Annotated in this window: 13 protein-coding genes and 1 pseudogene; 4 read left to right on the plus strand and 10 right to left on the minus strand. The window is 63.2% G+C overall.

The window, feature by feature from the left end; genetic code table 11:
* Window position 1 precedes the first annotated feature (1 nt).
* Window positions 2-886: an ATP-binding protein gene (locus THIARS_RS06615; protein ID WP_094159951.1), complete on the plus strand. Its 885-nt coding sequence runs from the start codon at window positions 2-4 to the stop codon at window positions 884-886.
* 4 nt (window positions 887-890) lie between these two features.
* Complete coding sequence (locus THIARS_RS06620; protein ID WP_094159952.1) at window positions 891-1364, plus strand: NUDIX domain-containing protein; 474 nt, start codon at window positions 891-893, stop codon at window positions 1362-1364.
* 23 nt (window positions 1365-1387) lie between these two features.
* On the opposite strand, the gene THIARS_RS06625 is transcribed toward THIARS_RS06620, so the two are convergent.
* The 6 genes and pseudogenes from THIARS_RS06625 to pilB form a co-directional block, all read right to left on the minus strand.
* The gene (locus tag THIARS_RS06625; protein WP_094160671.1) at window positions 1388-1633 is read right to left on the minus strand and encodes a DNA gyrase inhibitor YacG; all 246 of its coding nucleotides are present in this window, start codon (window positions 1631-1633) and stop codon (window positions 1388-1390) included.
* Window positions 1634-1641: 8 nt separating this feature from the next.
* Window positions 1642-2394, minus strand: a complete 753-nt coding sequence (gene zapD / locus THIARS_RS06630; protein ID WP_094159953.1) for a cell division protein ZapD — start codon at window positions 2392-2394, stop codon at window positions 1642-1644.
* 101 nt (window positions 2395-2495) lie between these two features.
* Window positions 2496-3125, minus strand: a complete 630-nt coding sequence (coaE, locus tag THIARS_RS06635) for a dephospho-CoA kinase (protein ID WP_094159954.1) — start codon at window positions 3123-3125, stop codon at window positions 2496-2498.
* 13 nt (window positions 3126-3138) lie between these two features.
* Window positions 3139-4008, minus strand: a complete 870-nt coding sequence (locus tag THIARS_RS06640; RefSeq protein ID WP_141202345.1) for a prepilin peptidase — start codon at window positions 4006-4008, stop codon at window positions 3139-3141.
* Between the two features lie 2 nt (window positions 4009-4010).
* Complete coding sequence (locus THIARS_RS06645) at window positions 4011-5231, minus strand: type II secretion system F family protein (protein WP_094159955.1); 1221 nt, start codon at window positions 5229-5231, stop codon at window positions 4011-4013.
* 25 nt (window positions 5232-5256) lie between these two features.
* Window positions 5257-7001: pseudogene (gene pilB / locus THIARS_RS06650) on the minus strand (type IV-A pilus assembly ATPase PilB).
* 750 nt (window positions 7002-7751) lie between these two features.
* Between pilB and THIARS_RS06655 the strand changes: the two are divergent.
* Together THIARS_RS06655 and zwf are read left to right on the plus strand one after the other, a co-directional pair.
* Window positions 7752-16376 carry a GH36-type glycosyl hydrolase domain-containing protein gene (locus THIARS_RS06655; protein ID WP_245845600.1) on the plus strand — a complete coding sequence of 2875 codons (8625 nt, stop codon included), beginning with the start codon at window positions 7752-7754 and terminating at the stop codon, window positions 16374-16376.
* The gene (gene zwf, locus THIARS_RS06660) at window positions 16373-17764 is read left to right on the plus strand and encodes a glucose-6-phosphate dehydrogenase (RefSeq protein ID WP_094159957.1); all 1392 of its coding nucleotides are present in this window, start codon (window positions 16373-16375) and stop codon (window positions 17762-17764) included. Before THIARS_RS06655 ends, zwf begins: the two co-directional genes overlap by 4 nt.
* Window positions 17765-17802: 38 nt before the next feature.
* Here zwf and THIARS_RS06665 read toward each other — a convergent pair whose 3' ends face one another.
* From THIARS_RS06665 to THIARS_RS06680, 4 genes are all read right to left on the minus strand, one after another.
* A complete protein-coding gene (locus tag THIARS_RS06665) occupies window positions 17803-18630 on the minus strand; it encodes a hypothetical protein (RefSeq protein ID WP_094159958.1) in 828 nt (275 codons plus the stop codon).
* Window positions 18630-19412 carry a YaiO family outer membrane beta-barrel protein gene (locus THIARS_RS06670; RefSeq protein WP_186436585.1) on the minus strand — a complete coding sequence of 261 codons (783 nt, stop codon included), beginning with the start codon at window positions 19410-19412 and terminating at the stop codon, window positions 18630-18632. Before THIARS_RS06670 ends, THIARS_RS06665 begins: the two co-directional genes overlap by 1 nt.
* Window positions 19413-19485: 73 nt before the next feature.
* Window positions 19486-20628, minus strand: coding sequence for a non-hydrolyzing UDP-N-acetylglucosamine 2-epimerase (gene wecB / locus THIARS_RS06675; protein WP_094159960.1), 1143 nt, complete (start codon window positions 20626-20628; stop codon window positions 19486-19488).
* Window positions 20625-21554, minus strand: coding sequence for a hypothetical protein (locus THIARS_RS06680; protein ID WP_094159961.1), 930 nt, complete (start codon window positions 21552-21554; stop codon window positions 20625-20627). Before THIARS_RS06680 ends, wecB begins: the two co-directional genes overlap by 4 nt.
* Between the last annotated feature and the right edge of the window lie 29 nt (window positions 21555-21583).

A 21583-nucleotide genomic window follows, 5' to 3' on the forward strand; every position in this document is an offset into this window, starting at 1 on the left:
GATGGCCACATTCGATACGGCGGATCGCCTCGCCGCGCTGCTCGACCATGCCGAGCGCGTGCTCAACCGCTTGGAACTCGTCCTCGCCCCAACCCCGCCCGAGCCGGACTGGCGTGCCGCCGTGGCCTTCCGCTGGCGCAAGCGCGGCAACCATGCGGTGCTGCAGCCGGTGCGCACGCTTTCGCCCATTCGCTTGACCGATTTGCAGGGCATCGACGAGCAGAAGCGCCGCATCGAGCGCAACACGCGCCAGTTCGTCGCCGGCAAGCCCGCCAATAACGTCTTGCTCACCGGCGCGCGGGGAACGGGCAAGTCCTCCCTGGTCAAGGCCTGCTTGAACAAGTACGCGGCCAAGGGCCTGAGGCTGGTCGAGGTGGACAAGGCCGATCTCGTGGATCTGCCGGATCTGATGGATCTGCTGGCTTCACGCCCCGAACGTTTCGTGGTGTTCTCGGACGACCTCTCCTTCGACGAAGGAGAAGCCGGCTACAAGGCGCTCAAATCGGTGCTCGACGGGTCGATTTCGGCGCATGCCGACAACGTCCTCATTTACGCGACATCGAATCGCAGGCATCTGCTGCCGGAGTACATGCACGAGAACCTGACCTACCAGCACACCGAAAGCGGCGAGGTCCACCCTGGCGAGGTGGTCGAGGAAAAAATCTCCTTGTCCGAGCGCTTCGGTTTGTGGGTGAGCTTCTACCCCTTCGACCAGGAACACTACCTGCGCATCGTCGAGCACTGGCTGCAGGCGTTTGGCGTGGCGCCGGAACAGGCGCAGGCGGCGCAGGCCGAGGCGCTGGTCTGGGCCCTGGAGCGGGGTTCGCGTTCAGGTCGCGTGGCCCAGCAGTTCGCGCGCGATTTCGCCGGGCGCAAGGTGCGCTGACACCATGGCCGCCAATGCCGCGCCGGGAACCGGAGCCGTGCCCGGCGCGACGCCCGCGGCGCGCCCGCTGGTGCCGGTGGCTGTCGGGGTTCTGCTGCGCCCGGACGGCAGCTTTCTCCTCGCCAGCCGCCCGGCCGGCAAGCCCTATGCGGGCTATTGGGAGTTCCCAGGCGGCAAGATCGAGCCGGGCGAAAACCTGTCGCAGGCGCTGGAACGCGAACTGCGTGAGGAACTCGACATCCGGGATCTGCGCGCCACGTTCTGGCGGTCCTGCGTCATGGACTACCCGCATGCCCGCGTGGAGCTGCAGTTCTGCAAGGTGACGCAATGGTCGGGCGAGGTTCGTCCCTGCGAAGGCCAAGCCATTGCCTGGCAGCAGTTGCCGGTGGATGTCGCGCCGGTCCTGCCCGGCACGCTGCCCGTGCTGCAATGGTTGGCTCGGGAGCGCGCCCACGAGGGACCCACTCACATCACCTGAAGCGAGGGCGATTGGCGCGATCTTCAGTGCGTGGAAAATGACGAACCCGGACGCGCAGCCGGGCGCGGCGCCGGCTCCGTTTCCTCATCCTCAAGCGGGGGCGCGGCGGCGACGCGGTAGTTTTCGCTGGCCCAGGCCCCTAAATCCATGTTCTTGCAGCGCTCGCTGCAAAACGGTCGCCAGGGGTTGTCGGCCGCATAGCGGCTAGGGCCCTCGCATGTCGGGCAACGCACGATGCGGGCGGTGTCGGTTTGGGTCGGTGTATTCATGGACAAATTCATGGACAGAGCGCGATTTCGAAGGCCACGTCCGTGGTCACGGGCTTGAGCTTCCAGTCGGCGTCGGGGCGCATGTAGCGCACGGAGACCATGAGCCGGTGACCGGTGGTTTCGGGCACGACTCCCAGGGCGCCATCGACCCGCAGGCGCATGAGCTGATAGTGGCGTCCGCCCAGGTTCTGCTGGTAGGTGCCGCCGCTTGCCAGGGTTTTGTGCGGGACCCCCGAGTCGCGCAGCAGGCGCAGCAGCAGTTCCACGGCCATGGACAGCGGGCTGAAGACTTCGAGCCAACGCGCCATGTCCAGCCGGCGCTGGTCTTCCGGCAAGTGCTGCCAGGCGTAATAGGCCGGCAGGTCGAATTCGCAGGTGCCGCCCGGAATGCTGGCGCGGCTGCGGATGGCCATCAGCCATTCGTTGTCCTGGAGCGACTGGCCGGGCTTGCCGAGTTGCTGACTCAGTTCCTGGAAGGCCGAATCGATCTCCGCCAGCACCTCGTCGAGAGCCAGTTCGGACACGGAGGGGTTGCCGCGAAAGCTGAGGAATTGCTGGCGCTGCCGCTCCAGATCCTTGAGCAGTTCGGACTTCAAATCTTGCCGCGTGGCCACGTCCATGATCTCGAACAGCGAGAGCAGGGCGTAGTGGTGGTCGTAGGGGTGGGCGCGCTGCAGCAGGAAATCGACTCTGCGGAACAGGTGCTCGAGTCGTAGCAGGGTGCGAACGCGCTCGCTCAGTGGGTATTCGTAGAGGATCACGGGCCGGAGCTTTGTGTGGGCGCGCAGCAGCCGGCGGGAGGCCAGCAGGGACTGCGCCCTTATTGGGGCGCATTGTCACGCATGTGATGCGGGAATTCAAATCAGCCCGCCATGCGCAGGTAGCCGGCATGCAGATCGCGGGTTCGTTTTTGCAATGCGGCGAGGTCCGCGCTGTTGTCGATCAGATCATCGGCCGCGCGCCTGCGCGCCTCGCGCGTGGCCTGGGTGGCCATGATGGCGCGGACCTGCGCGGCGTCCAGGCCCGACCTGCGCATCACGCGAGCGATCTGCTGGCTTTCAGGGCAGTCCACCACCGCGATGCGATCCACGGCGCTGCGCCAGCGGGGCAGGTTCTCGACCAGTAGCGGAATGACCAGAACGAGATAGGGCCCCGCGGTTCGGGCGGCACGTTCGCGCATGGCCTGGCCGATGCGGGGATGCAGGATGGATTCGAGCGCGCAGCGTTTGGCGGGGTCGGCAAAGACGGCGGCGCGCATGCGGTCGCGGTCGAGCGCACCTGCGGGGGTGATCATCTCGGCGCCGAAGGCTTGCTGGATGGCGGCAATGGCGGCTCCGCCCGGCGCGGTGAGTTCGTGGGCGATGGCGTCGGCATCCAGCACGCCGGCGCCCAACGCCGCCAGCAGCGCCGCCACGGCCGATTTGCCTGAGCCGATCCCGCCGGTGAGCCCGATGGTCAGCCGATGCTCAGCGGAGGATGCCGGCGTCGTCATGCTTGCCGGGACCTCAGGCCCCGCCGGGCAGAACCCAGGCGATGAGGCGTTGCGGTCCCAGCAGCAGCATGATCAAGCCGGCCGTTGCCAGGAACGGGCCGAAGGGTATCGGCTTGCCCCGCTCGGCAAGGCCACTGAACTGCAGAGCGATGCCGATGGCTGCTCCGGCAACCGCCGACAGCAGGATGATGGGCAACAGGGCCAGGGCGCCAAACCAGGCGCCGAGTGCCGCGAACAGCTTGAAGTCGCCGTAGCCCATGCCCTCCTTGCCCGTCAGCAGCTTGAACGCCTGGTAGATGCTCCATAGGCTTGCGTAGCCGATCGCGGCGCCCCATATGGCCTGAGGCAGAAACGCGGGGTCGAGGCTGGCGTGCAGCAGCAAGCCCAGCCATAAAAGCGGCAGGGTGATGCCATCGGGCAGCAGGGTCGTGTCGTAGTCGATGAAGGCCAGCGCGATCAGCCCCCAAAGCAGGACGACCAGGCCCAGCGCCCAGGGCGTCGCCCCATGCAGCCAGATGGTGGCGGCCGTGAGTCCGGCCGTGAGCAATTCCACCAAGGGATAGCGCGCCGAGATGCGCGTGCCGCACGAGGAGCATTCCCCGCGAAGCATGAGCCAGCTCAGGACGGGAATGTTCTCCCACCAGGGGAGGGTATGGCCGCAGCAGCCGCAGCGCGAGCGCGGATGGAGCAGATTGAAGGTCTCCGCGGCTTGCGGCGCGTTCTCGGGGTGAAGGGTGGTGTGGGCTTCATGGTGCCATGCCCGCTCCAGCATCACCGGCAGGCGCAGGATGAGCACGTTCAGAAAACTGCCCACCAACAGGCCGACGACCGCCGCGGCCAGCACCCAGGACCCAGCAGGCAGCCCTGCCCATGCGTCGGGCATGCTCAGCCCACCACTTTGCCGAGATTGAAGATGGGGAGGTACATGGCGATGACCAGGCCGCCGATGAGCACGCCGAGCACCACGATGATGATGGGCTCCAGCAGGCTCGACAGCGCCTTGACCAACTCGTCGACCTCGGCTTCGTAGATATCGGCGGCCTTGGCCAGCATCTGGTCGAGCGAGCCCGACTCCTCGCCGATGGACGCCATTTGCAGCACGAGGGGCGGGAACACCCCGGTGGACTGCATGGACAGGGTCAGGCTGGTCCCGGTCGACACGTCCTGCTGGATTTTCGCGGTGGCTTGCTGATAGACGATGTTGCCCGACGCGCCGCCCACGGAATCCAGCGCCTCGACCAGCGGCACGCCGGCGCCGAACATGGTGGACAGCGTGCGGGTCCAGCGCGCAAGCGTTCCCTTGAGAACCAGATCGCCGAACACGGGCAGGCGCAGCATCATGCGGTCGACGAACTCCTTGACCTTGTCGGAGCGCTTCCAGGACTGGAAGATGAAATAGCCGCCGATGAAGATGGAGCCGAACAGGATGTACCAATAATGGACGAAGAAATTCGAGATCGCGATCACCACCAACGTGGGGGCCGGCAGGTCGGCGCCAAATTGCTTGAACACGTCCTGAAAGGTGGGCACGACGAACATCATGATGATGGTGACCACGATCATCGCCACGATCATCACCGCGATCGGGTAGGTCAGGGCCGATTTGATCTTGCTGCGAATCGCCAGGGTTTTTTCCTGATAGGTCGCGAGGCGGTCGAGGATGAGCTCAAGCATGCCGGCCTCCTCGCCGGCTTCGACCAGATTGCAGTAGAGGTGATCGAAATACCGCGGGTACTTCCGGAACGCGGCCGACAGGCTGGTGCCGGTTTCGACGTCGTTGCGAATTTCCGTGATCAGCCGGGCCATCGACGGATTGGGGTGGCTGCGACCGACGATGTCGAACGACTGCAGCAGCGGCACCCCGGCGCGAAGCATGGTGGCCATCTGCCGCGTGAAGGTGGTCAGGTCCTTGGCCTTGATGGACCTGCCGGCGCCCATCTTGCGCTTCTTGACCTTGGTCACCAGGATGCCCTGGCGGCGCAGCGAGGCGTTGACGATGTTCTCGCTGCCGGCGCGCATTTCCCCGCGTTGCAGCTTGCCCTGGCGATCCTTGCCCTCCCAGACGAACAGAAAATCCTTGGTCGTGCGCATTGCGGCTGTTGCCATATGTCCTCCGGTTGCAGCCTGTCGGTTATTCGTTGGTCACGGCCAGCACCTCTTCAAGCGAGGTGAGCCCTTGCTTAACCTTGATCAGGCCCGATTCCCGCAGGGTGCGGACGCCCTCGCGCTTGGCCTGATCGGCAATGTCCAGCGCCGTGCCATGGTTGAGAATGATGCGCTGGATTTCATCGCTGATCGGCATGGCCTGATAGATGCCCAGGCGCCCTTTGTAGCCGCTGCCATTGCATGAACTGCACTTGCCCGGCTTGTACGGCTTCCACGAGCCGTCAAGGTCGCTGTCCTTGAACCCGGCCTCCAGCAGCGCCGCCGAAGGGATGTCCATCGGCGTCTTGCATTGTGGACAAAGCTTGCGCGCCAAGCGCTGCGCCGTGATGAGAATGACGCTGGAGGCGATGTTGAATGCCGGCACACCCATGTTCATCAGGCGTGTCAGCGTGGTTGGGGCGTCGTTGGTATGGACGGTCGAGAACACCATGTGGCCGGTCTGCGCGGCCTTGATGGCGATGTCGGCCGTTTCCAGATCGCGAATCTCGCCCACCATGATGATGTCCGGATCCTGGCGCAGGAAGGCGCGCAGCGCGGTGGCGAAGTTGAGGCCGGCTTTTTCGTTGACGTTGACCTGGTTCACCCCGGGCAAGTTGATTTCCGCTGGGTCCTCGGCGGTGGAGATGTTGACGCCGGGCTGGTTGAGCAGGTTCAGATAGGAGTAGAGCGACACCGTTTTGCCGCTGCCGGTGGGGCCCGTCACCAGCACCATGCCTAGGGGCGCTTGATCGCGCGCAGCACCCGTTCTTTTTCCTCAGGCTCGTAGCCGAGGGTCTCGATGCCCATCTTGGCCAAGGATGAATCGAGAATCCGGATGACGATCTTCTCGCCATGGATGGTGGGCAGGGTGCTGACACGAAAATCGATCGCCCGTTCCGGGCCAAATCGCAATTTCATCCGGCCATCTTGCGGCACCCGCCGTTCGGCGATGTCCAGGCGCGAAATGACCTTGATGCGCGAGGCCAGTTTTTCCTTGATCGCGACCGGAGGCTGGGCGATTTCGCGCAACTCCCCGTCGACGCGGAAACGAATGCGGTAGAAGTTCTCGAAAGGTTCGAAGTGGAGGTCGGACGCGCGCATATTGATCGCGTCCACCAGCATTTTCTGCAGGAAGCGTACGACCGGCGCATCGTCGACGTCGGCCCCGAGGTCCTTCTCGCCGCTGGCTTCGTTGCTGCCGTCGTCGAGGTCGTCGAGATCGAAATCATCGCCGATCAGCGCGCTGATCTGCGTGGACGCCGACTGCGTGCTCTGGTCGATCCAGCGCACTAGCTTGTCATACTCGACCACCACCAGATCAACCGCCGACTGCGCCTGGAACTTGATCTTGTCTTCGGCTTCGTGATCGGCCGGATCGGCCGTCGCCACCACCAGTTTGTTGCCGCGCTTGATCAGCGGGAGGACTTTGTAGGCCTTGATGATCTTGGGGTCGAGCACGCCGCTGGGCACGCGCGCTGGGTCCAGCGCATCGAGATCCAGCATGGGCAAGGCGAATGTCCTGCTGATCCAATGGGCCAGGTCCGCCGCGCTCATCGAGCCGCTGGACAGCAGCGTGGCGATGAAGCTGGTGCGGGACTCGGCGGCGCGCTTCTGGATTTGCTCGGCAATCGTGCGTTGCAACTGATCCGACTGGACCAGCGCATGCGCCAATCCCGAAAGTTGGGCTGGCGATTTGTTGAGGGGCGGTGAGGCCGAGATGACGGTGGACATGGCTCGCGGAGAATGGCTCTTGAATGATGCTGTCTGCGGGCTCCTTTGTAAATCAGGCTTCGCGCCATGGTGGGTGGGGAACCGGAAATATGTCGCAAATTCGCAAGAATTCCGGTATTTTGCAGCAAGGATTGTTTATTCACGCGGATCACAGCAGAACGCTTGCGACCTGACGTGCCGGGAATCGGCATGGGCATCCTTGCCAAGGCACAGCCGCTGGACGTACCGATCGTTTCCCGACTCTGTATGTGCGTAAGCGCACAGTGCGGAGAAGCTTTTTGACCTAAATTGCACCAAGTGCATCTTGGCTTTGCGCGCTGGGTTGTGTGCGCGACTTCCACCGCCGCCACGCGACGACAAACGACGCGACGCCGCGCAATGTTCATGTTCTATTCACGCCCTGCAAAGCCGAAAGCAGTCAAGTGTCGTCTCAGGGCGTGATTGCGCGGGACAACATCTCGGTCAAGCGCGCCTACCAGAGAGGTTGACCTGAAGAATGTTGACTGTGGATGCGCGATGAACCGAGGTCTGCGCCCTAAATCACGACTGCACGAAGATCGAACGGTCAGGCCCGATCACCGCCCTGAGCGCCGCCCAACACCTCGTTGTCACCTCCTCGCGCATGCCTAGCATCCATTGAAAATTCGTTCTCCCGTCTCTTGGCTCAACCTGACCCAACTGCGACGCCGTATTGCTCGCGAGTCGGTTCTGCGCCGCAGTCTCGAACACGAACCGGCCCTGCGTTCGGAGTTGTTCAGCACCGACCAAATGGACCTGTATGGGGCCGTGCTTGCCCGTCGGCATCGATCGACCGATGTCGCGCGGGACAACTCCTTGCTGGCGCGCTTGTCGGACAACGAAGCCGTTCTTGGACATGCCAGCGAGAAGCTCGCGCTGGCCTTGCGGACTGGCCGCCGCATCACGCCGGCGGCGGAGTGGCTACTCGACAACTACTACCTCATCGAAGAACAGATCCGCACCGCGAAAAGACATTTACCCAGGGGCTACAGCCGCGAGTTACCGCGCCTGCTCAATGGGCAATCTGCAAAGTTGCCCAGGGTCTACGACATTGCGCTGGAAACGATTTCCCATGGCGATGGCCGGGTGGACAGCGAGAGCCTGAGCTGCTTCGTGGCTTCGTACCAGAGGGAGACCGCCCTGACCCTCGGCGAGCTTTGGGCCATTCCGATCATGCTCCGGCTGGCGTTGATCGAGAACCTGCGCCGCGTTGCGGTACGCGTCATGACCGACTGGGCCGGTCGCAATCTGGCCGGACAGTGGGCGGACCGGATGACCAAGATCGCTGAAAGCGATCCCAAGAGCGTGGTGCTTGTGGTTGCCGACATGGCGCGTTCAAACCCGCCGATGGCGAGTTCGTTTGTCGCCGAATTGACGCGACGGCTGCAGGGTCAGGGACCGGCCTTGGCGCTGGCCCTGACCTGGATCGAACAACGGCTTTCCGAATCGGGGCATGGCGTCGAACATCTGGTGCAGATGGAGGCGCAACAGCAGGCGGCCGATCAAGTCTCGATCGGCAACAGCATTGGAAGCCTTCGCACGCTTTCGGCGATGGACTGGCGTGAATTCGTGGAATCCATGAGCAGCGTCGAGCACGTCCTGAGCGAGGATCCCGCCGGCGTCTATGCCGCGATGGATTTCGCCACGCGCGATCATTACCGCCATGTGGTGGAGCGTCTGGCGAGGCACAGTTCCTTATCCGAAACCGGGGTGGCGCGCGCTGCCATCGAAAGCGCCCAAGAAAGCAGGCTTGCGGGGACCCGGCCTCGCGCTGAAGCACATGTCGGTTTTTACCTGGTGGACAAGGGCCTCCCGGCGCTGGAGCGGCACGTCGTCAAGCCGCGCACGCCTGCAAAAGCCTTGCAGTCGTTGATCGACCGGACGCCGTTGCAGATTTATCTGGGTCTGGTCGTGCTGCTCACGGCGTTGCTCGCGCGCCCCTTGCTGCTGGCCGCACCACGCGGTCCGATACAAGATTGGGCATGGTTGCTGGTCGCCATTCCCGTCGTGCTGGTCACCAGCCAGCTGGCGATCAGTCTGGTGAACTGGCTTGCCACCATTGTGGTGGCGCCGAACATGCTGCCGCGCATGGACTATTCCGGCGGCCTGCCCGAAGAGGTTCGTACCCTCGTGGTGATTCCTTCGATGTTTTCCGGACCCCAGGACATCGAAGATCTGGTGGATGCCTTGGAGGTGCGCTTTCTGGCCAATCGCGACCCGTACTTGCACTTCGCACTCTTGACCGATTTTCCAGATGCGCAAACCGAGACACTGGAGCAGGATGCGTCGCTGTTGCTGCTTGCTCGACGGCGCATCGATGCGCTCAACGCGGCCTATCCCGACGCCGATCCGCACACGGACCGTTTCTTTCTCTTTCACCGCCCACGGCGATGGAATCCGGTCGACAAGCTGTGGATGGGGCACGAGCGCAAGCGGGGCAAGCTTGCGCAACTCAATGCGTTGCTACGCGGTCGATGCCGCGAGCAATTTTCCCTGATCGTTGGCCGCACTGAGGTTTTGGCCGGGGTGAAGTACGTCATCACCCTGGATGCCGATACCCAGTTGCCGCGAGCCTCCGCGCGCCAGTTCATCGGCACCATGGCGCACCCCCTAAACCGTGCCGTTTACGACCCTGCTAAACGGCGCGTCGTCGCGGGCTACGCCATCTTGCAACCGCGCGTGGGCATCAGCCTGCCCAGCGCTGCGCGCTCGACATATGCCAGGTTCTTCGGGAGCGATGCGGGAATCGATCCCTACACGCGCGCCGTCTCGGACGTTTATCAGGATCTGTTCCGGGAAGGTTCATTCATCGGCAAGGGCATCTACGACGTCGATGCCTTCGAGCAGGCCATTGATGGCCGCTTTCCCGAGAACAGCATCCTCAGTCACGACCTGGTGGAGGGCTGCTACGCCCGATCCGGGCTGATCAGCGATGTGCAGCTCTACGAGGAATATCCGTCTCACTACCTCGCCGACGTGAATCGGCGCCATCGCTGGATTCGTGGTGACTGGCAACTTCTACCATGGCTCATGCCATGGACGCTAACGCAGAACAAGGGCTGGGAACGGAATCCGCTCACGGTGCTTTCACGCTGGAAGATTTTCGACAACCTGCGCCGCAGCCTCGTTCCGTCCGCTTTGTTGGCCTTGCTCCTGTTCGGCTGGATCGCGATCTTGCCCGTGGTGGCGTGGACCGTTGCGGTACTGGCCGTCGTGCTGGTCCCCGCGTTGTTGGCGTCCTGGCTGGATCTTTTTCGAAAGCCGTGCGACGTTCGACTCGATCAACACTTGCGCGCCGCCTTGCACGCAGCTGGCCAGCATTTCGTGCGGATACTGCTTTTTCTCGCTTGGCTTCCACACGAGGCGCTCTACACCCTGGATGCCGTGGCGCGCACGCTGTGGCGATTGGGCATCAGTCGGCGACAACTGCTGCAGTGGAATCCATCGCGAGATGCCGAGCGCGCCAGCCGCAACGATCTGATCGGCCTGTACAGGTCCATGTGGATCGAGCCATTTCTTGCGTTCCTTGTCGCGCTGGGTTTGCTGCTGCTGCGGCCGGATGCGCTGGCCGTGGCCACGCCTTTCCTGCTGCTGTGGCTGCTGGCGCCGGCAATCGCCTGGCGAATCAGTAAACCGCCGGTGCTGGCTGCGTTTGCCCCGACCCCGGAAATTCTGCGGTTTCTGCGCAGGCTCTCGCGCAAGACCTGGGCCTTTTTCGAGATTCATGTCCACTCGCAGGAAAACTGGTTGCCGCCGGACAATGTTCAGGAATACCCGGCCGCGGTGATCGCCCACCGCACCTCGCCCACCAATATGGGGCTGGCGCTGCTGGCCAATCTCGCGGCCTACGATCTGGGCTATCTGACGGCGGGCCGTTTGTTGGAACGTACGGGTCACACCCTACGAACGATGCAAAGCATGCAGCGGCATCGCGGCCATTTTTACAACTGGTACGACACGCTGACTCTGCAGCCGCTGCCGCCGCGATACGTCTCGACCGTCGACAGCGGCAACCTCGCGGGTCATTTGTTGACCTTGCGACCCGGCTTGCTCGCGCTGGCGGATGAACCCTTGTTCGACGGGCGGATGCTCGAGGGTGTGCATGACACCTTTGCTCTTTTGTGCGAAGCGGTCCTTGCCGGTTCTCCGCAAGCCGGTCCTCTGGCTGGTTTTCGCGACGAACTCGCTTCCGCCCTTGCCGCCACGCCGCGGACGATGACGGCGGCCACGGACTGCATGCAGCGGCTCCTCGGCCATGCCGAGGCCCTCATCGCCCCCGCACACGCCGCCGAAGCTGCGAGCGAGGCGGAATTCTGGCAGCAGGCGCTGGTCGGTCAATGCCGTGACGCGCATGCGTATCTCGCCCAATTCAACTTCGCATCCGTCGATCTTGCCGAAGAGGGGATGGATGAAATTCCCACATTGCGCCAGCTGGCGGAACTTGACGCTCGCCCAGGGACTTGCACCGCCCACGCCACCGCCGCCGCGGAAATGCAACGCAAGGCCACAGTTCTCATCGCGACCATCGGCCAGTTTGTGAAACAGGCCGGGGACCTCGCGGTCATGGATTACGGTTTTCTCTACGGCGCCCCGAGCGACTTGCTCTCGATCGGCTACAACGTCGAGGAGCGCCGGCTCGACGCAAGTTCCTACGATTTGCTGGCCTCGGAGGCCAGGCTGACCAGCTTCGTGGCGATCGCGCAGGAACGGCTGCCGCAGGAAAGCTGGTTCGCCCTCGGCCGGCTGTTGACCACCACGGGCGGCGAACCCGTGCTGCTGTCGTGGTCCGGCTCGATGTTCGAGTACCTGATGCCCTTGCTGGTGATGCCGAGTTATCAGGGGACACTGCTCGATCAGACTTGCCGCGCAGCAGTGGCCCGGCAGATTGAATACGGCAACCAGCTGGGCTTGCCTTGGGGCATCTCCGAGTCCGGCTACAACACGCAGGACGTTCACCTGAATTATCAATACAGGGCCTTCGGGGTTCCCGGACTGGGCTTGAAGCGCGGACTGGGTGATGAGATCGTGATCGCGCCCTACGCGTCGGCGCTCGCGCTGATGGTGGCGCCGGAGGCCGCCTGCGCGAATCTCCAGCGGCTCTCCAACCAGGGTCTGGATGGGCGCTTCGGACTGTACGAGGCGGTTGACTACACCCCCGCGCGCCTATCGCGAGGACAGGGCTCGGCGGTGATCCGCTCGTTCATGGCGCACCACCAGGGCATGAGTCTGCTGGCGCTGGATTACGTGCTCAGACAGCGTCCGATGCAAAGGCGCTTCGAATCCGATGCGAGCTTGCGGGCAACGCTCCTGCTCTTGCAGGAGCGGGTGCCGAAAACCGCTGTGGAGTATCGGCACGCCTCGGGGCTCCAGGCGCCGAACGCGATGTTGCGCGCAGCCGAATCCAGCCTGCGCGTCACGACCGATCCGGACAGGTCGCGGCCTGCCGTGCAATTGCTCTCGAATGGCCGCTACCACGTCATGGTGAGCAGTGCGGGCGGCGGTTACAGCCGCTTCCGCGAAATGGCCGTCACCCGTTGGCGCGAGGACATCAGCGGCGACAACTGGGGGGTGTTCTGCTATTTGCGCGATGTGGCCAGCGGAGAGTTCTGGTCGAGCGCGCACCAGCCGACGTTGAAGAAGCCAGAGCTTTACGAAGCGATTTTCTCCGATGCGCGAGTCGAGTTTCGCGTACGCGAGCGCGATTTCGACACGCATACCGAAATCGTGGTGTCGCCCGAGGACGATATCGAGCTGCGCCGCGTTCGCATCACCAACCGCGCGCGCGTGGCGCGGACCATCGAAATCACCAGCTATGCCGAGGTTGTGCTGGCGCCGGCGATGGCCGATGCGCTGCATCCTGCGTTCAGCAAACTGTTTGTCCAGAGCGAGCTCGTGCGGCCGCTGCAGGCGATCATCTGCACGCGGCGCCCGCGCTCGGGCAGCGAGCGGATACCGTCGTTGTGCCACTTGCTGGCCGTGCACGACGCCGACGTTGACGAGATTTCCTACGAGACCGACCGCGCCCGCTTCATCGGCCGGGGCGGCAGCGTGGCGAGTCCCGCCGCGATGGGCAGCGCCTCGAAGATGCATCGCCGCCTGACCGACAGCGAAGGGTCGGTGCTCGACCCGATCGTGGCGATTCGCTGCCGCATCAAGCTCCAGCCGGAGCAGTCCGCGCTGGTGGATATGGTCACCGGCATCGGCGACAGCCGCGAGGCCTGCCTGCATCTGATCGGCAAATATCGCGACCGGCATCTGGCCGACCGCGTGTTCGATCTGGCCTGGACCCACAGCCAGGTACTGCTGCGCCAGCTCAACGCCAGCCTGGCCGATGCGCAGATCTATGAGGAGATGGCCGCATCGATCATCTACGCCAGCGCCGCGCTGCGTGCCGAATCCAGCATCCTGCGGGCCAACCGCCGTGGTCAGTCCGGGTTGTGGGGCCAGGCGATCTCTGGCGATCTGCCGATCGTTCTGCTGCACATCGCCGATTCAGCCAATATCGAACTCGTGCGCCAGTTGGTGCAGGCGCACGCCTACTGGCGGCTCAAAGGCCTGGCGGTGGATCTTGTGATCTGGAACGAGGACCGCGCCGGCTACCGGCAGCAGTTGCAGGACTTGATCATGGGGTTGATCGCCTCAGGGGTCGAGGCCAGCCTGATCGATCGCCCCGGCGGCATTTTCGTGCGCCCCGCGCAGCAGATTTCGGACGAGGATCGCATCCTGATGCAATCCGCCGCGCGCATCGTTCTCACGGACGGGGGCGGTCCCCTGTCCGAGCAGATCGGGCGTCGCCGGATGCAGACCCAGCCGCCGCAGTTCGTCGCGACCAGGAGCCGCCTCGCCGAATCGGTCTCCGCAAACCCGGCACCCGAGCCGGCTGCCCCCTCTTTGCTGCTGAGCAACCCGTACGGAGGCTTCAGCGCGGACGGCACCGAATACGTCATCACCCTCGCGCAGGACCAGATGACACCCGCGCCGTGGGCCAACGTGCTGGCCAATGCACATTTCGGCACGGTTGTTTCCGAGAGCGGGAGCGCCTACACCTGGGGCGAGAACGCCCATGAATTCAGGCTGACGCCCTGGCATAACGATCCGGTCACCGACGCCAGCGGAGAAGCGATCTACCTGCGTGACGAGGAGACCGGCCACTCCTGGTCGCCCACGCCGCTGCCCAGGCGCGGCCAAGGCAGCTACCTGACCCGACACGGTTTCGGCTACAGCGTGTTCGAGCACAGCGAGGACGGAATCCAGACACAGCTGTGGATCTATGTGGCGCTGGACTCGGCGGTCAAGTTCTCGGTACTCAAGGTGCGCAACGTATCGCGCCGTATGCGCCGGTTGTCCGCGACCGGCTACGTCGAATGGGTCCTCGGCGATCTGCGTGAGAAATCCGCCATGCACGTGGTGACCATGTCCGATCCGATAACCGGTGCGTTGTTTGCGCGCAATGCCTACAACATGGAGTTTCCGGGCAGGGTCGCATTTTTCGATGTCGACAATCCGGCGCGCAGCGTCAGTGGCGATCGCAGCGAATTTCTAGGCCGCAACGGCAGCCTGCGCGCGCCGGCGGCGATGGCGAACGCCCGGTTGTCGGGTCAGGTCGGCGCGGGCCTGGACCCGTGCGCGGCCATCCAGATTGGCTTCGACCTGGATGCCGGCAGCGAGCACGAAATCATCTTCCGTCTGGGCCTGGCCGGCGACGTCAAGAAGGCAAGCGAGCTTGTGCAGCGCTGCCGCGGGCTCGGGACCGCGGCAGCTACGCTCAAGGCGGTGCGTCAGCACTGGCACGACATCCTCGGCAAGATCCAGGTGCAGACGCCGGATGCGGCCATCAACGTCCTCGTCAACGGCTGGCTGATGTACCAGACCATCGCCTGCCGCTTCACGGCACGCAGCGGCTATTACCAGTCCGGCGGCGCCATCGGTTTCCGCGACCAATTGCAGGACGCGATGGCCATGATCCATGCCTCGCCGCATGCCGTACGCCAGCATCTGCTGTTGTGCGCCGGGCACCAGTTCCTCGAAGGCGACGTGCAGCATTGGTGGCATCCGCCGAAGGATCGCGGCGTGCGCACCCGATGCTCCGACGATTATCTGTGGCTGCCGCTGGCCACCAGCCGCTATGTCCTGATGACCGGCGATGCCAGTGTGCTCGACGAGAGCGTCGGCTACCTCGAAGGCCGACGCGTCGGCCTCGATGAGGAGGCCTACTACGATTTGCCAACGCGCTCGGAGCTGCGTGAGACGCTCTATCAGCACTGCGTGCGGGCGATCGAGCACAGCATGCCGCGTGGGGCGCACGGGTTGCCGCTGATCGGCAGCGGCGACTGGAACGACGGCATGAACCGGGTTGGCGATCAGGGACGCGGCGAGAGCATCTGGCTGGGCTTCTTTCTCTACGACGTGCTGCTGCGTTTTGCCCCGATTGCACGCTTGCGCGACGACGCGGCGCTTGCCGCGCATTGCGAGGCGGAGGCGGCCACACTGCGCGCCAGTATCGAGCGGCACGGCTGGGACGGCGCCTGGTACCGACGCGCGTATTTCGACGACGGCACTCCGCTGGGTTCCGCCGGCAACGACGAATGCCAGATCGATGCCATTGCGCAAAGCTGGTCGGTACTGTCCGGAGCGGCCGACCCGGGGCGTCAACATCAGGCCATGAACGCGCTCGACAAACGCCTGGTGCGCCGCGCCAAGGGGCTGGTGCAGTTGCTGGATCCTCCATTCGACCATTCCGCGCTCGACCCCGGCTACATCAAAGGCTATGTGCCTGGCGTGCGCGAGAACGGTGGGCAGTACACGCATGCGGCAGTCTGGGCATCCATGGCGTTTGCCGAACTGGGTGACGGTGCGCGCGCATGGGAACTGCTGCGCATGATCAATCCGGTCAGCCACGGGCAAGGCGGCGCAGACATCGACATCTACAAGGTCGAGCCCTATGTGGTGGCCGCCGATGTCTACGCCGTCGCTCCGCACGTGGGCCGCGGCGGCTGGAGTTGGTACACCGGGTCGGCCGGCTGGATGTACCGATTGATCGTGGAGTCGCTGCTGGGTCTGCGACGGGAGGGTGCGTGTCTGCGCATCGCCCCGGTGCTGCCGACCGACTGGCCTTCATTCAAGCTCGACTATCGCTATCGCGACACGCACTACCACATCACCGTGCTGCAGGCGAACGACGCCGACGAGGACAACAGCTGCATCATGGACGGCAAACCTCTGCCGCGGCCCAGCATCGAGCTGGTCGACGACGGCCTGGAGCATCAGGTCGAGATCCGCCATCGGCCGGGTGCGTCGATACCGGCAAATTCCAGCGACCGCACCTTGCCGCCGCGATGCATGAATGCCCCGCCATGAGCATGCCCTGTTCGGACATCTTTGTATTCTTCGGTGCGACAGGCGATCTGGCGTACAAGAAAATTTTTCCGGCGCTGCAGGCATTGATCCGCGCCGGCGATCTGGACATCCCGATCATCGCCGTGGTGCGTGCCAGCGGGACCCTGGAGCAGTTGCGCCGGCGGGCGCGGGAGAGTCTGGAGATGAACGGCGGCCTTGATGCCGACGCTTTCGCCAGGCTCTGCGCGCAGATGCGCTGCGTCAGCGGCGACTACGACGACCCGCAAACCTATTGCCGCCTGAGACAGTGCATGGGCGACGCGGCAAGTCCGCTGCACTACATGGCCATTCCGCCGAGTTTGTTCGAGATGGTGGTGCAGGGCCTGGCAAAGGCCGGTTGCGCCAAGGATGCCCGGATCATTGTCGAAAAGCCGTTCGGGCACGATCTGGCCTCGGCTCAGGCGTTGAATCGCATGTTGCACGAGGTCTTCCCCGAGTCAGCGATCTTTCGCATCGATCATTACTTGGGTAAGGAGGCCGTGCAGAATCTTCTGTATTTCCGCTTTGCCAACGCTTTCCTCGATCCGATCTGGAATCGCCACTACGTCGACAACGTCCAGATCACCATGGCCGAGAATTTCGGTGTGCAGGGTCGCGGCAGTTTCTACGAGGAAGCTGGCGCGATTCGCGATGTGGTGCAGAACCACTTGCTGCAGGTGATTGCGTTGCTGGCCATGGACGCACCGGTCGGCCAGGACGCCGAATCCATGCGCGCCGAGAAGCTGCGGCTGTTCCACGCCATGCGTCCGCTCGACCCGAAGCAGGTGGTGCGCGGCCAGTTCCGCGGTTATCGCGGCGAACAGGGCGTGGCGCCAGCATCCCAGGTCGAAACGTTCGCCGCGCTATGCCTGCACATCGATACCTGGCGTTGGGCCGGCGTGCCGTTCTACATACGCGCTGGGAAAAATATGCCGATCACCGCCACTGAAGTCCGCGTCACCTTGAAGTGCCCGCCGCTGGCGATCTTCGATGAAATCAGCGCAGCCACGTCCAACTACTTCCGCTTTCGCCTCAGCCCGGAGGTCTTGATCTCGACGGGTGCTCGCGTCAAAAAACCTGGCGATGCAATGCGCGGCGAGGCGGTGGAACTGGTGGTGCGGCATCAGGCCCAGCGGAATGAGCTGCCCTACGAACGATTGCTCGGGGACGCCATCTGCGGCGATTCCGCGCTGTTCACGAGCGACGCATGCGTCGAGGCGGCGTGGGCCGTTGTCGAACCGGTGCTCGTCGATGCTGAAACGGTCATCTTCTATGAGCCCGGAAGCTGGGGGCCGCCCGCGGCTGCGCAGCTCGTGCTTGGTGGCGAGGGCTGGCACGATCCGAAGCGCGAGGCGCAGCCTCTATGTTGACGCGGTTCGTTCCCGCTCCATTCGGCTTCCCGCCCCCATCAATTCAACGCCTCGGCCGGCACTCGGCTTGCGAGCCATGAATACAGGGCCACAAAGATCATGACATCGAACACCACACCGAAGCACAGATACAGCAGAGGCATAAACAGCACGGACAGGTATTGCAGCACGATGGCGTGCAGAACCGCCATGTGCGGCACCATCAGCGCCAGGTAGCCAAGTACCCAAGCGGTGTGAAGGAATCGATCTCGAGCGCGAATGGGAAGTATGCCGTAGCCGAGTGCAAGCAGTACGGGCACCGCGAGCATGACCCCGTATCCGGCATTCAGAATGGCCTGTAAATGCCCCGGGATGCTGTAGGAGAACAGGGAGGGTTCGAATGTGAAAAACAGGATGGCCGTGGCCTGAACAACACACAAAGTGCGGATCAGGTACTTCAGCGGCGTCATGGCATCGCTCAACCAGAACGTCGCTCCATAAAGGGCGATCACTGCTGCGGTGGTGGCGAGGATGATGTCCGATGTCGGCATCACGGATGTCCCGGCGGCTTGGATCCAGAGCAGGAGCCCGGATTCACCGTTTCCGGCACGCAGAGGAATGTCTAGATGCAAACCCCAGAACAAAATCACATCTCGCCACCAGTGCATCAGCGGTTCTTTGCCCCAGAGCAAAAGGGCGGTGAACAGTACGGCCCAGGTCAGCGACTGGAGCAAGGCGCCCAAACGCAGCTTGGCGCTGCGCATGGCGCGGTGTGCGCCCTGGCCCGGAAAGTTCGACCGGACCTCGTTCAAGGCGAATTTCGCGGCTTCCAGTGCATCGGCTCTTGCCAAGCTGCGTTCGTGTGACTCGAGTGATGCCGTTTTCATCACAGTTGCCAAAACAGACCGAGCGTGACGCCCTGGCGGACGTAGTAGGGGTTTCGGTAGCGTTCCAGCATGGCTGAAACTCCCCAATTCGAGCCAAGCCAATGGCGCACGGCGAGGCTGGCGTCGGTGCTGTAGAAATCAACCAACTGAACTCCAGCGCCGATGGTCTGGTATCCCTCCATGCCCCAGGCATAGCGTCCGATGATCTGCGTTTGTTTGTCGTACCCCCATGTCGCCGCAACGAATTGCTGGCGCGTATTCACACCCCCCGGATTGCTGTTGTTGAATCGCACCTCTCCTTGAAGAACCAGCGGTAGGGTCGAGTAGTAGTAAATGGCGCCGAGACCAACGCTGCTGTCGGTGTGGCCGTCGGGTGCGACGTAGTAGGACAGGCCAAGCGTGGCAACCAGGTTTTTTTGCGCGAGCAGCTTGCGGTTGATAAAGGCATCGACGCGGTAGCGCGGCAGGTAGAACGCGCCATCACCCGCACCCACACTCAGACTTGCGTACCAATCAGGATTGATCGTCAGCGTATCGCCGAATCCCGCGTACTTGCCTGGTTCGCCGAACCGACGCATGGCCGACAACTGGCCTTGGAGCACATTGGCGCCCGTTTCATACGTGCCGAACACTCCCGTTTCGCTCCACTGACCATACCCGGCTGAGAGACTCTGATAGCTGGCGTAGGTACTGATGCTGACCGGAGTCGAGCTCGGGGTCGGGGTCGGGGCAGCAGCCGGGGTTGCGGCCGGGGCTGCGGCTGGCAGGTCGGTTTGCGCCATGCACGGGGCGGCTAGGCATGCCAACAAGCAGCCCAAGAGGGAAGTGACGCTTTTTCTTTGCATAGGGCTTTGCCTAGGTTGTGATCAGAACTTTGGAAATGCGCTCCGCAGCTTGTCCGTCGCCAAACGGGCTCGCCGGAAGTTGCATGCGCCGGTAAGTGGCTTCGTCGTCGAGCAGTTTCGCGGCTTCGTCCACGATGCGTTGCGTGTCGGTACCGACCAAACAGGCCCCACCGGCCTGCACCAACTCTTGGCGCTCGGTGCTGTGACGAGCAATCAGAACCGGTCTTGCCAAGGCCGACGCCTCTTCCTGGATGCCTCCTGAATCCGTCAAGCTGAAATAGCAGCGTGCCAGGAGCGCGATCATGGCCGGGTAGTCGAGCGGCTGCGTCAGGCACAGTCGCGACCGTGCTTGCGCGGCCAGCCCGGCAAAGCCTGTGGAGACGTCGTCCTGCACGGATGGGTTGGGATGAACGGGCCAGACGACCACCAGTTCCGGGTACGCGTTCAGAAGCTTCACCACGGCTGCCGCGATATCGCGAATCGGCTGTCCCCAGTTTTCACGGCGGTGCGCGGTGACAAGCATCAACCTGTTTTGGCTGTATTGCGCCAGGAAGCTGCGTAACTGCCGTGGCATGGCCAGTCGCGGATCAAACAATCCTTGGCTGATACGTTCGCGCACCCAAAGGGCGGCATCGATCACCGTGTTTCCAACCATGAAAATGCGATCCGGCTCGATGCCTTCCCGGATCAGATTGGCTTGGGCCTGGGCCGTGGGAGCGAAGTGCCAGTGGGCCAAACGACCGATCAGCTCTCGGTTCTTTTCTTCAGGAAACGGTTCATGCTCGCCCGTGCGCAAACCGGCTTCGATATGCGCCACCGATATGTTGTGGTAGTAGCCGGCCAAGGCCCCGGTAAAAGCTGATGTGGTGTCTCCCTGCACCAGCACCACGTCCGGGTCGGCTTCTTCAACGACTTTGTCGATGCGCTCCAGGAGCGTCGCTGTCAAGTTTCCCAGCAACGGCGAGCGACGAGGCAACTCGATTTGATAGTCGGGTGGCATTCCGAAAAACCGATACAGCACCTGTGCCACCTCCTCGTGCTGCCCCGTGTGCAACAGCTGCACATGATGCCCCTGTTCGCGCAGCAGACGGTACAGCACCGCGATCTTGATGATTTCCGGCCGGGTCCCTACGCAGGCGAGATAAGTTCTCATGTGCAGTTTTCTTTCTTGTTCGCTGGCGCCACGTGGTGCGCGTTGAGGATCTGCACCACGACTTCATCGGTCACGGTCCAGTGCGCGGTATGACGAAATGGCAAGGTTGTGCGCAACCAGCACCGCGCCGATCCCACGTCTCCCTGCTTCCAAGCAACCAGCGCCACAAGCCCCCATGCAAAATCCGTGTGGACCTGGCGCAGCCAAAGTCCGCGATATTGTTTGATCCACTGCGCATACCAGGCATGGGCTCCACCTGGAATGAGCGGGTAGTTTTCCAACAGCGGGTAGATCTGAGCGACGGCGTCGGGATAGAACGCGGGTTTGACTCGCTCCTGCCCGGGTTGTGTGGAAACCAAAAACCGTTTTGTCTTGCTGTCCCAGAACGTTTTGTCGATCGATTCCGCCAGGCTTGGGTGCGCTGCATTCTCAGCGGCCGCGCGGTTGGGTTTTCCTGACCAGACTTCAAGGTTGTCCATGAAAAGCCCGTGCTGGTAGACCGGCGAGACGAGATAGATCCCGCGTGAGGGATCGACCAGTCTGGACAGAGCTAGCTGGGAAACTTTCTCGCTATGACGCCAGGCTGGGTTGCGTTTCAGTTCGGCGGGCATGGTTCTCAGAAACTTGAGCCACAGTGCAAGCAGCGAATCGTCCGCGTCAGCCGTCTTGCACGGCGCCCACACCGGACCGTTACGGCAGAATCGATCGAATGTGGCATCAGGTTTTTGCCGGGCGAGCAGCCAATCAGCCCATTTCGTGCTGTAGGCGGCAATGCTCAAGCCGTTCTGTTGCGCTAAAAGAAGGGCTTGCAAGGCGAAATAAGGGTCGACGGTATCGCCGTGAAACTGAATTGAAATGGCGCCTGAATCGCCGGCGTAGCCGGACAGGTCAAGCGGTACGGCCTCGGCCGTCGCGAGAAACGCCAAGAGCGGAATTCCAGCCAAACATCGAAGCC

The sequence above is a fragment of the Thiomonas delicata genome (assembly GCF_900088825.1).
GTDB lineage: Bacteria > Pseudomonadota > Gammaproteobacteria > Burkholderiales > Burkholderiaceae_C > Thiomonas_A > Thiomonas_A delicata.

What these genes read in the sequence shown, in the direction of transcription:
- THIARS_RS06625 (WP_094160671.1), bottom strand. Translation starts at nt 1,633, where the DNA reads ATGAATACACCGACCCAAACCGACACCGCCCGCATCGTGCGTTGCCCG.
- THIARS_RS06645 (WP_094159955.1), bottom strand. Translation starts at nt 5,231, where the DNA reads ATGGCAACAGCCGCAATGCGCACGACCAAGGATTTTCTGTTCGTCTGG.
- coaE (WP_094159954.1), bottom strand. Translation starts at nt 3,125, where the DNA reads ATGACGACGCCGGCATCCTCCGCTGAGCATCGGCTGACCATCGGGCTC.
- THIARS_RS06670 (WP_186436585.1), bottom strand. Translation starts at nt 19,412, where the DNA reads ATGGCGCAAACCGACCTGCCAGCCGCAGCCCCGGCCGCAACCCCGGCT.
- THIARS_RS06620 (WP_094159952.1), top strand. Translation starts at nt 891, where the DNA reads ATGGCCGCCAATGCCGCGCCGGGAACCGGAGCCGTGCCCGGCGCGACG.
- THIARS_RS06640 (WP_141202345.1), bottom strand. Translation starts at nt 4,008, where the DNA reads ATGCCCGACGCATGGGCAGGGCTGCCTGCTGGGTCCTGGGTGCTGGCC.
- THIARS_RS06665 (WP_094159958.1), bottom strand. Translation starts at nt 18,630, where the DNA reads ATGAAAACGGCATCACTCGAGTCACACGAACGCAGCTTGGCAAGAGCC.
- zwf (WP_094159957.1), top strand. Translation starts at nt 16,373, where the DNA reads ATGAGCATGCCCTGTTCGGACATCTTTGTATTCTTCGGTGCGACAGGC.
- THIARS_RS06615 (WP_094159951.1), top strand. Translation starts at nt 2, where the DNA reads ATGGCCACATTCGATACGGCGGATCGCCTCGCCGCGCTGCTCGACCAT.
- wecB (WP_094159960.1), bottom strand. Translation starts at nt 20,628, where the DNA reads ATGAGAACTTATCTCGCCTGCGTAGGGACCCGGCCGGAAATCATCAAG.